Raw genomic sequence first — 10,742 nt, 5'->3', positions numbered from 1 at the left:
TCTTTTTTGTAAACAATTTTTATTTTTCAGACGGCCTGACCCATTTTTTCGAACCGACCATCATCAGGCAAACAGGATTCCATCATGACCACTCCGGCTCTTCTCGTTCTCGCTGACGGCAGCGTATTTCACGGCACATCAATCGGTTACGAAGGTTCGACTTCCGGCGAAGTCGTGTTCAACACTTCCATGACCGGCTATCAGGAAATCCTGACCGACCCTTCCTACTGCAAACAAATCGTTACCCTCACCTATCCACACATCGGCAACACCGGCACCAACGCCGAAGATGAAGAAAGCCGCAGCGTTTACGCCGCCGGTTTGATTATCCGCGACCTACCGCTCTTGCACAGCAACTTCCGCGCATCCGAAAGCCTGCACGACTATTTGGTACGCAACAAAACTGTCGCCATCGCCGACATCGATACCCGCCGCCTGACCACCCTGTTGCGTGAAAAAGGTTCACAAGGCGGTGCAATCTTGACCGGTGCAGATGCCACCATTGAAAAAGCACAAGAACTGATTGCCGCATTCGGCAGCATGGTCGGCAAAGACTTGGCAAAAGAAGTTTCCTGCACAGAAACTTACGAATGGACCGAAGGCGAATGGGAATTGGGCAAAGGTTTCGTTACCCCTTCCGAACAGCCTTACCACGTCGTCGCCTACGATTTCGGCGTCAAAACCAACATCCTGCGCATGCTCGCCTCACGCGGCTGCCGCCTGACCGTTGTTCCCGCCCAAACCAGCGCGGAAGACGTGTTGGCACTCAATCCTGACGGCGTATTCCTGTCCAACGGCCCCGGCGACCCCGAGCCTTGCGACTACGCCATCAAAGCCGTACAAAAACTGATGGAAAGCGGCAAACCGATTTTCGGCATTTGTTTGGGACACCAGCTGATCAGCCTCGCCATCGGTGCGAAAACCCTGAAAATGCGCTTCAGCCATCACGGTGCCAACCACCCTGTACAAGATTTGGACAGCGGCAAAGTCGTTATCACCAGCCAAAACCACGGTTTCGCCGTCGATGCCGACACCCTGCCTGCCAACGCACGCATTACCCACAAATCCTTGTTTGACAACACTTTGCAAGGCATCGAACTGACAGACAAACCTGTATTCTGCTTCCAAGGCCACCCCGAAGCCAGCCCGGGTCCGCAAGATGTCGGTTATCTGTTCGACAAATTCATTGACAATATCAAAGCAGCAAAACAATAAAGCTGATTTTTTCAGACGGCCACACTCAACTCAACAACAGGCCGTCTGAAAACCAAACTTCAAAAATATAAATTCAGACATCCTCTCAACATCTATACTGTCTGAAACTCAGCCCTCAAATCAGAAAGGAAAAACCATGACAGAAAAGCAAATGCGCATTCTTTCCGTCGTCGCCACCCTGACCGCCGTCGGTATGTACGTTTCCTATATCCCACAAATCCAAAACAACCTTGCCGGCAACCCCGGCTCGCCGTTGCAACCCCTCGTTGCCGCCATCAACTGCACATTATGGGTTGCCTACGGCTTTTTGAAAGAAAAACGCGACTACCCCGTCATGCTGGCAAATGCCCCGGGCATCATTTTGGGTTTGATTACATTTGTCACTAGTTTTTAATCCTTTGGGAGGTTGAGTTATTAAACCTACTGTTCGTTAAATAACGAAAAAAATTTCATTAAGTTTTAGCTCAACCTACTCCACAGCTACTTGGAGAATTAAATGCCATTATATGATTTTCGTTCTGTTCATTTACCATATTGCTTAGAAAAACAAGAAGACGGAAGTTATGTAGTATTAAATAGAGAGTATGCGCCAATTGGCTTTACACAACGAAAAGACTATAACCAACTACCAATTTTTGTAAAAATCAAAAATTTAACTCCAAAATTAGCGGAAAAACTTTCTTACAAAAAAAGCAACGACACTTCAAATATTTACTTATACAATGATGGAAGTATTCCCACTAGTTCAAAAGAAAATATGCAATCCTATCTAGACAAGCTAGCCCTACTAGCAGAGCTGCAATTTCATACAGAAGATCAATGACATTAATTAATCTAAGGTATAGATAAACCTAATTATAAAATCTTATTTTAATCAAAGAGTTTAATAAATTTTATATTGGATAATACCCAATACACATTTGTTTGATAAATTCATTGTTTCTCAGATACACAGAAACAAATCAAGTTACTAAATTAAGAAAGACCCACCCATGCCTAAACGTACCGACCTAAAATCCATCCTTATCATCGGCGCCGGCCCTATCGTTATCGGTCAGGCCTGCGAATTTGACTATTCGGGCGCACAGGCCTGCAAAGCCTTGCGTGAAGAAGGCTATAAAGTCATTTTGGTAAACTCCAACCCTGCCACGATTATGACCGACCCTGAAATGGCGGATGTTACCTACATCGAGCCGATTATGTGGCAGACGGTGGAGAAGATTATCGCCAAAGAGCGTCCTGATGCGATTCTGCCTACCATGGGCGGCCAAACTGCGCTGAACTGTGCGCTGGATTTGGCGCGCAACGGCGTGCTGGCGAAATACAATGTCGAGCTGATTGGCGCGACGGAAGACGCGATCGACAAGGCAGAAGACCGCGGCCGCTTTAAGGAGGCGATGGAGAAAATCGGCCTCTCCTGCCCGAAATCCTTTGTCTGCCACACCATGAACGAAGCTTTGGCAGCGCAGGAACAGGTCGGCTTCCCTACCCTGATTCGTCCGTCTTTCACGATGGGTGGTTCAGGCGGCGGCATTGCCTACAACAAAGATGAGTTTTTGGCGATTTGCGAACGCGGTTTCGATGCGTCGCCTACTCATGAGTTGCTGATTGAGCAATCCGTTCTCGGCTGGAAAGAGTACGAAATGGAAGTTGTACGCGATAAAAACGACAACTGCATCATTATTTGCTCGATTGAAAACTTCGACCCGATGGGCGTGCATACCGGCGACTCCATCACTGTTGCACCTGCACAAACATTGACCGACAAAGAATATCAAATCATGCGTAATGCTTCGTTGGCAGTATTGCGCGAAATCGGCGTGGACACGGGCGGCTCAAACGTTCAGTTTGCGGTGAACCCTGAAAACGGCGAGATGATTGTCATTGAGATGAACCCGCGTGTGAGCCGTTCTTCTGCGTTGGCATCTAAAGCAACGGGCTTCCCGATTGCCAAAGTAGCGGCCAAACTGGCTGTCGGCTTTACGCTGGACGAGTTGCGCAACGACATTACCGGCGGTCGCACCCCTGCGTCGTTCGAGCCTTCCATCGACTATGTCGTGACCAAAATCCCGCGTTTTGCGTTTGAAAAATTCCCTGCCGCAGACGACCGCCTGACCACGCAAATGAAATCTGTGGGCGAAGTGATGGCAATAGGCCGTACCATTCAAGAAAGCTTCCAAAAAGCCTTGCGCGGTTTGGAAACAGGCTTGTGCGGCTTCAATCCGCGCAGCGAAGACAAAGCGGAAATACGCCGCGAACTGGCCAACCCGGGCCCTGAGCGTATGCTGTTTGTAGCCGATGCGTTCCGCGCAGGCTTCACGCTGGAAGAAATCCACGAAATCTGCGCCATCGATCCTTGGTTCTTGGCGCAAATCGAAGACTTGGTGAAAGAAGAAAAATCGGTTTCAGACGGCCAGTTGCAAGATTTGGATTACGCCGCTTTACGCCGTCTGAAACGCAAAGGCTTCTCTGACAAACGTTTGGCACAATTGTTGAACGTAAGCGAAAAAGAAGTCCGCGAACACCGCTACGCACTGAACCTGCATCCGGTTTACAAACGCGTCGACACTTGTGCCGCCGAGTTTGCCACCGAAACCGCCTACCTCTACTCCACTTACGAGGAAGAATGCGAATCCCGTCCTTCCGACCGTAAAAAAGTGATGATTCTCGGCGGCGGTCCGAACCGTATCGGCCAAGGTATCGAATTTGACTACTGCTGCGTTCATGCTGCACTCGCCCTGCGCGAATCCGGTTTTGAAACCATCATGGTCAACTGCAACCCCGAAACCGTATCCACCGACTTCGACACCAGCGACCGCCTGTACTTCGAGCCGCTGACATTGGAAGACGTATTGGAAATCGTCCGCACCGAAAACCCATGGGGTGTGATTGTGCATTACGGCGGTCAAACCCCGCTCAAACTCGCCAACGCGCTGGTTGAAAACGGCGTGAACATCATTGGTACATCTGCCGACAGCATCGACGCCGCCGAAGACCGCGAACGCTTCCAAAAAGTATTGAACGACTTAGGTCTGCGTCAACCGCCTAACCGCATCGCCCACAACGAAGAAGAAGCGCTCGTTAAGGCCGAAGAAATCGGTTATCCGTTGGTTGTCCGTCCTTCTTACGTCCTCGGCGGCCGCGCCATGCAGATTGTTCACTCTACCGAAGAGTTGCAAAAATACATGCGCGAAGCCGTACAAGTTTCCGAAGACAGCCCTGTATTGCTCGACTTCTTCTTGAACAACGCCATCGAAGTGGACGTAGACTGCGTTTCAGACGGCCAAGATGTCGTTATCGGCGGCATCATGCAACACGTCGAACAAGCAGGTATCCACTCCGGCGACTCCGGCTGTTCGTTGCCTCCATACTCATTGGACGAAGAAATTCAAGACGAAATCCGCCGTCAAACCAAAGCCATGGCATACGCACTGGGCGTGGTCGGCTTGATGAACGTACAGTTTGCCGTACAAGACGGCGTGGTCTTCGTACTGGAAGTGAACCCACGCGCCAGCCGTACCGTACCGTTCGTATCCAAAGCCACCGGCGTACCGCTCGCCAAAGTCGGCGCACGCGTGATGGCAGGCATTTCGCTGAAAGAGCAAGGCGTAGAAAAAGAAGTCATCCCAGACTTCTACGCCGTTAAAGAAGCCGTGTTCCCATTCATCAAATTCCCGGGTGTGGACACCATTCTCGGCCCTGAAATGCGCTCTACCGGCGAAGTCATGGGCGTAGGCGCAAGCTTCGGCGAAGCCTACTTCAAAGCCCAACTCGGCGCAGGCGAACGCTTGAGCACAACCGGCAAAGTGTTCCTCGCCGTACGCGACGAAGACAAACCGCTCATCGTCAAAACCGCACAAAACTTCCAAGCACTCGGCTACGGTGTCTGCGCCACACGCGGTACCGCCGAATACTTGAAAGAACACGGCATCATCGTGCAAGCGGTCAACAAAGTTCAGGAAGGCCGCCCACACATCGTGGACGCCATTAAAAACGGCGAAATCGCCCTGGTGGTCAACACCGTCGGCAGCACAGTACAATCTGTTACCGACAGCCACAGTATCCGCCGCACCTCCCTCACCCAACGCGTACCTCAATACACCACCATCGCAGGCGGCGAAGCCATGAGCGAAGGCGCAAAAAGCCGCGAACACTTGGGCGTGTACAGCGTACAGGAATTGCATGGCCGTCTGAAAAACAAAGCCTAATCAATCCTATCGGATTTAAATAGTTAAAAGGCCGTCTGAAACCTGATTGCTCAGTTTCAGACGGCCTTTCTGCAAAAAGAAGGAAAACGTAATGAAACAAACTATTCAAGAAAAACTAACTCAAATTTCACTTGCCGAACCACTGCATTTTCTGCTGGCGGCGGAGAGTGGAAGCCGCGCATGGGGCTTTGCTTCGCCCGACAGCGATTATGATGTTCGCGCCATTTATATCCGTCCGCAGGAACATTATCTGCAAATTGATGAAGCAAAAGATACGTTTGAATTTATTGAAAACCAATGGTTTGACGTAGGCGGCTGGGACATCCGCAAGGCTTTGCGCCTGTTGAGAAAAAGCAATGCCGTATTGCTGGAATGGTTGCGTTCGCCGATTGTTTATACACAAGATGAGGCATTCATAGGCCGTCTGAACGAACTTGCGCCCCAATACGTCCAAACCGCTGCGTTGTTGTACCATTATCGCGGTATCGCCGGCAATGCTTTGAAAGCCATGGATTTGGCGCAGCCGATTAAATTGAAGAAATGGTTTTACGTCTTACGCCCTTTATTGGCGGCACGCTGGGCAGTGAAACAAGGCGGTATTCCGCCAATGACTTTGGTTGAGTTGATGAATGAGTGGCAGACAGATTGTGCTACCCAAATTACTGATCTAGTCGCATTAAAAGCAGGACAAGACGAAAGTTATCTGCACACATTATCGCCAGAGCTGCAAAAGCTGACTGTTGACCTATATAACGAAGTTTCTGCCTTGTCTGCCCCTGCTGCCGAACCTGCCGATAGCGGGCCTTTGAACGAATTGTTCCGCTCCACCTTGGCAACCATTTATCCGTAAAAGGCCGTCTGGATATGCTGACCCTCGAAGACTTGCATACGCAAAACCTGATTCTGCTTGAAGCCGTGTCCGGCAGCCGCGCCTACGGTTTGGCAACGCCCGAGTCCGATACCGACATCAAAGGCGTGTTTTACCTGCCTAAATCCATGTTTTACGGCATGGAATACATCCAACAAATCAGCAATGAAACCAACGATATTGTGTATTACGAACTGGGACGGTTTATCGAATTGCTGTTGCAAAGTAATCCAAACACGCTGGAGCTGCTGGCTTCCCCTTCCGACTGTGTGCGATACCGTTCGCCATTGATGGATGCGTTTAAAACCGAATGGTTTATCTCCAAAACCTGCCAGCAAAGTTTTGCAGGTTATGCCTACGGACAAATCAAAAAAGCACGGGGATTGAATAAAAAAATCAGCAATCCGATGCCGTCTGAAAAGAAAAGCATCCTTGATTTCTGCCACATCATAGCAGGCAGGCAAACCGTACCGTTACAGTACTGGCTTGCACAACGCAGAATGGAGCAAAGGCGTGTAGGCTTAATCAAAATAGCCCACGCCCGAGAACTTTATGCGCTGTTTTACGATGCCGACGGCACACTTGGCTACCATGGTATTGCCCCCAAACCCGAAGCCTCAACGCTTTCACTCAGCACCATTCCAGAAGGCGAAGCACCGCTTGCCCATCTATCCTTCAACCAAGACGGATACAGCAGTTACTGCCGCGAATATGCCTCTTATCAACAATGGCTGGCAGAACGCAACGAAACACGCTATCAAGGCACGCAGGCGCACAGTCACGGTTACGATGCAAAAAATATGATGCACACTTTCCGCCTGCTTGAAACCGCGCGCGATATTGCCCTTCATGGCGAAATCCGTCCACGCCGTCCTAATCGTGACGAATTGCTGGCCATCAAGCGCGGCTCTTTTCCTTACGATGAACTGTTGGCGCGTGCAGAAACCTTGATTAACGAAGTAGAAAATTTGTTCGCCCAGTCCGATCTGCCGGAAGCTGTAAACAGCACTTTGGCAATCAATGCCCTTGTCGAAATCCGAACCAAGATTTACGGATAAAAAAATCAAAAACAGAGGCCGTCTGAAATTATGTGTTTCCGCTTTTCAGACGGCCTTTTCATATTTCAAATTCCAACCGTCTATCCATCAAAACAACCTTTTCTGCCATCTCCAAACAAGCAATAGCAACATGAAATATAATTTCGTTATTGATTGGATTCATACGACAAAATTGTTGTTTTTTCATCATAATCTAAAAATATCGAGTTTAACGCCTATTCTCCTTGCTTTATAATGGCCGTCTGAAATAAAAATACAATTAAAGCAGAAGCATGTCTTTGCAACTTAAGCAGATTTGCATAATTAAACATATGCTTTAATCATAATAATGATAAAATAATACGGCTTTCCTCTAAATTAAAGGGAAAACTGCACAAGAAACGGAAAATAAAATGAGTGTCGGATTATTGCGTGTTTTGGTTCAAAGCCAGACCATCTCAAATCAACAAGCGGAACATTACAACAGCCTTTTACAATCGGGCAAAGAAATCCTGCCCAACCTGTTTTCAGACGGCATCATCTCCCCTAAAGCATTGGGAGAGTTAGTCGCGCGCGTATTCAGTTATCCCCTTTTGGATTTGCGCTACTACCCGCGCAATAATGTAGTCAGCGACATTCTGACGGAAGAGCAAATGGTGCAAAACCGTTGCATTCCGATTTTCAAACGCGGACGCAAGGTTTATTTCGCCGTATCCGATCCAACCCAAATCCAAAACTTTCAAAAAATCGCTTTTGCTTCAGGTTTAAGTGTCGACTTGGTCGTAGTTCCAGACGACCAGCTCAGCTCATTGCTGGAATGGCTGGGTCAACGCTCGACCACCATTCTGAAAGAAATCAACGACGAACATGAAGCAACGCAGCAATCTCAATCGCTTTATATCGATAATGAAGAGGCTGAAGACGGCCCTATCCCCCGTTTCATCCACAAAACCTTATCCGATGCCCTGAACGCGGGCGCATCGGACATCCACTTTGAATTCTACGAGCAAATGGCGCGCGTTCGTTTCCGTGTGGACGGGCAATTGCGTGAAGTCGTACAGCCGCCTGTCGCCGTGCGCGGCCAGTTGGCATCGCGCATCAAAGTGATGGCGCGTTTGGATATTTCCGAAAAACGTATTCCGCAAGACGGCAGAATTCAAATTGCCTTCCATAAACACGGCCGTCCGATTGACTTCCGTGTCAGCACTTTGCCGACATTGTTTGGCGAAAAAGTGGTGATGCGTATCCTAAATTCCGATGGTACATCGCTCAATATCGACCAGCTCGGTTTAGAGCCTTTCCAAAAAGAAATGCTGCTTGAGGCCATCAACCGCCCTTACGGCATGGTGTTGGTTACCGGTCCGACAGGTTCGGGCAAAACCGTTTCGCTCTATACCTGCCTGAGTATTTTGAACACGGAAGATGTGAACATTTCGACGGCAGAAGATCCGGCCGAGATTAACCTGCCGGGCGTCAACCAAGTCAACGTCAATGAGAAACAAGGTCTGACGTTTGCCGCTGCACTCCGATCCTTCTTACGTCAAGATCCTGATATTATTATGGTCGGTGAGATTCGTGACTTGGAAACCGCCGACATCGCCATTAAAGCCGCCCAAACCGGCCACATGGTTTTCTCGACCCTGCATACCAATAATGCACCGGCCACGCTGTCCCGCCTTTTGAACATGGGCGTAGCGCCTTTCAATATCGCCAGCTCGGTCAGCCTGATTATGGCGCAAAGGCTGTTGCGCAGACTGTGTCCAAACTGCAAACGCGAAGTTGAACGCCCTCCGGTTCCGGCATTGAAAAAAGCCGGCTTTACCGATGCGGACTTGGCTCAAGATTGGAAACTCTACCGCCCGGTTGGTTGCGACAGCTGCCGTGGCAAAGGCTTTAAAGGCCGCGTCGGTATTTATGAAGTCATGCCGGTCAGCGATGAAATGCAAAAAGTCATTATGAACAACGGTACAGAAGTTGATATCATGAACATGGCCTATCAGGAAGGCATGGTAGACTTACGTCGAGCCGGCCTCATGAAAGTCATGCAAGGCCTGACCTCGTTGGAAGAAGTGACTGCTCATACCAATGACTAAACTGCCATATTTTCAAAATTAAAATAAAGCGGCACGGGGAAACAGTCCGCTTTATTTCTTACTAACAAGGGATAACTCATGGCTCAAGCAGAGCAAAAAAGAAGTCTGTTCGGCTCAAGAAGCAAAGGCAAGCGTTTTACATTTGAAGGAAAAAATACCGAGACCGAACGTCTTGTTCGTGGTGAAGTAGTTGCCAAAGACGAAGAAGAAGCACGCAAAAAACTCCAACGCAGAGGCATTCGTCCTTTACGTATCAGCAAAGTCAAAACCGCACGCAAACGCCGTATTACCCAAGAAGACATTACAGTGTTCACCCGCCAACTGGCAACAATGATGAAGGCAGGCTTGCCGCTGATGCAGGCTTTTGAAATCGTTGCGCGCGGCCACTCCAATCCGAGCATGACCGAAATGCTGATGCAGGTTCGCTCCGATGTCGAACAAGGTAGCGCATTGGGTAAATCGTTCTCCAAATATCCAAAATATTTCGACCGTTTCTATTGCAATCTGGTCAGCGCAGGCGAGTCCGGCGGCGTACTGGAAAGCCTATTGGACAAACTGGCTGTTTATAAAGAAAAAACCCAAGCCATTAAGAAAAAAGTTAAAACCGCGCTGACCTACCCGATTGCCATTATCGTGGTGGCGATTGCGCTTATCTTCATCATGATGATGTTTGTGCTGCCAGCCTTTAAAGAAGTTTATGCCAATATGGGTGCAGAGCTGCCAGGCCTTACCCAACTCGTCATGAACTTGTCTGATTTATTTGTCGATTACGGCTGGATTATGATCATCCTTTTGATTGCTTCCGCCTTCGGCCTGTACAAACTCCATGAAAAATCGCCTACCTTCCAAAAACGAATCGATGCTCTGATTTTGAGGTTGCCTATCTTCGGTACCATTGTCCGAAAAGCGACCATTGCCCGTTGGGCGCGTACGACTTCCACCCTCTTCGCAGCCGGCGTTCCTTTGGTGGAAGTATTAGATTCAGTTGCAGGCGCATCCGGCAATATTCTCTATGAAGAAGCCACTCAAGACATCCGTGCCAAGGTAACACAAGGTCTGTCGCTGACATCCAGTATGCAAAGCACGGATATGTTCCCCAATATGGTAATCCAAATGGCGGCCATCGGCGAAGAGTCTGGCTCCTTGGATGATATGCTGAACAAAGCAGCCGAATTCTACGAAGATGAAGTAGACAACTCCGTCTCCCGCTTATCTGCCTTGATGGAACCTATCATCATGGTGGTATTGGGTTCGCTCATCGGTATTTTACTGATTGCCATGTATCTGCCGCTGTTTAACTTGGGTAATGTCGTAGGTTGAT

The 10,742-nt window shown here is 49.0% G+C and carries 8 protein-coding genes; all 8 read left to right on the top strand.

The genetic code is table 11. The annotated features are described in order from the left end of the window. Nucleotides 1-84 precede the first annotated feature (84 nt). The 8 genes from carA to HMPREF2606_RS03735 all read left to right on the top strand — a co-directional run bounded on the left by carA (nucleotide 85) and on the right by HMPREF2606_RS03735 (nucleotide 10,741). Nucleotides 85-1,215: a glutamine-hydrolyzing carbamoyl-phosphate synthase small subunit gene (carA, locus tag HMPREF2606_RS03765; protein WP_070843327.1), complete on the top strand. Its 1,131-nt coding sequence runs from the start codon at nucleotides 85-87 to the stop codon at nucleotides 1,213-1,215. A gap of 136 nt (nucleotides 1,216-1,351) precedes the next feature. Beyond that, nucleotides 1,352-1,609: a SemiSWEET family transporter gene (locus HMPREF2606_RS03760; protein WP_049331825.1), complete on the top strand. Its 258-nt coding sequence runs from the start codon at nucleotides 1,352-1,354 to the stop codon at nucleotides 1,607-1,609. A 102-nt stretch (nucleotides 1,610-1,711) separates the two neighbouring features. Next, the gene (locus HMPREF2606_RS10910; protein ID WP_141744529.1) at nucleotides 1,712-2,038 is read left to right on the top strand and encodes a hypothetical protein; all 327 of its coding nucleotides are present in this window, start codon (nucleotides 1,712-1,714) and stop codon (nucleotides 2,036-2,038) included. Nucleotides 2,039-2,207: 169 nt separating this feature from the next. After that, complete coding sequence (gene carB / locus HMPREF2606_RS03755) at nucleotides 2,208-5,423, top strand: carbamoyl-phosphate synthase large subunit (RefSeq protein ID WP_070843326.1); 3,216 nt, start codon at nucleotides 2,208-2,210, stop codon at nucleotides 5,421-5,423. A 91-nt stretch (nucleotides 5,424-5,514) separates the two neighbouring features. After that, the gene (locus HMPREF2606_RS03750) at nucleotides 5,515-6,273 is read left to right on the top strand and encodes a nucleotidyltransferase domain-containing protein (RefSeq protein ID WP_070843325.1); all 759 of its coding nucleotides are present in this window, start codon (nucleotides 5,515-5,517) and stop codon (nucleotides 6,271-6,273) included. Nucleotides 6,274-6,287: 14 nt separating this feature from the next. Then, on the top strand, nucleotides 6,288-7,349 hold the full coding sequence (locus HMPREF2606_RS03745; protein ID WP_070843324.1) for a DNA polymerase beta superfamily protein: 1,062 nt from the start codon (nucleotides 6,288-6,290) through the stop codon (nucleotides 7,347-7,349). A gap of 392 nt (nucleotides 7,350-7,741) precedes the next feature. Continuing rightward, entirely contained in the window at nucleotides 7,742-9,421 is a 1,680-nt protein-coding gene (gene pilB, locus HMPREF2606_RS03740) for a type IV-A pilus assembly ATPase PilB (protein ID WP_070824176.1), read from the top strand. A 78-nt stretch (nucleotides 9,422-9,499) separates the two neighbouring features. Further along, the gene (locus HMPREF2606_RS03735) at nucleotides 9,500-10,741 is read left to right on the top strand and encodes a type II secretion system F family protein (protein ID WP_070843323.1); all 1,242 of its coding nucleotides are present in this window, start codon (nucleotides 9,500-9,502) and stop codon (nucleotides 10,739-10,741) included. Nucleotide 10,742: the final 1 nt, after the last annotated feature.

The sequence above is a fragment of the Neisseria sp. HMSC070H10 genome (assembly GCF_001837635.1).
In the GTDB taxonomy this organism is placed as follows: Bacteria; Pseudomonadota; Gammaproteobacteria; order Burkholderiales; family Neisseriaceae; genus Neisseria; species Neisseria subflava_A.
The sequence above is the reverse complement of the archived record's forward strand: the minus strand, read 5'-3'. Positions and strand labels throughout refer to the sequence as shown.

What these genes read in the sequence shown, in the direction of transcription:
- carA (WP_070843327.1), top strand. Translation starts at nt 85, where the DNA reads ATGACCACTCCGGCTCTTCTCGTTCTCGCTGACGGCAGCGTATTTCAC.
- HMPREF2606_RS03760 (WP_049331825.1), top strand. Translation starts at nt 1,352, where the DNA reads ATGACAGAAAAGCAAATGCGCATTCTTTCCGTCGTCGCCACCCTGACC.
- HMPREF2606_RS10910 (WP_141744529.1), top strand. Translation starts at nt 1,712, where the DNA reads ATGCCATTATATGATTTTCGTTCTGTTCATTTACCATATTGCTTAGAA.
- carB (WP_070843326.1), top strand. Translation starts at nt 2,208, where the DNA reads ATGCCTAAACGTACCGACCTAAAATCCATCCTTATCATCGGCGCCGGC.
- HMPREF2606_RS03750 (WP_070843325.1), top strand. Translation starts at nt 5,515, where the DNA reads ATGAAACAAACTATTCAAGAAAAACTAACTCAAATTTCACTTGCCGAA.
- HMPREF2606_RS03745 (WP_070843324.1), top strand. Translation starts at nt 6,288, where the DNA reads ATGCTGACCCTCGAAGACTTGCATACGCAAAACCTGATTCTGCTTGAA.
- pilB (WP_070824176.1), top strand. Translation starts at nt 7,742, where the DNA reads ATGAGTGTCGGATTATTGCGTGTTTTGGTTCAAAGCCAGACCATCTCA.
- HMPREF2606_RS03735 (WP_070843323.1), top strand. Translation starts at nt 9,500, where the DNA reads ATGGCTCAAGCAGAGCAAAAAAGAAGTCTGTTCGGCTCAAGAAGCAAA.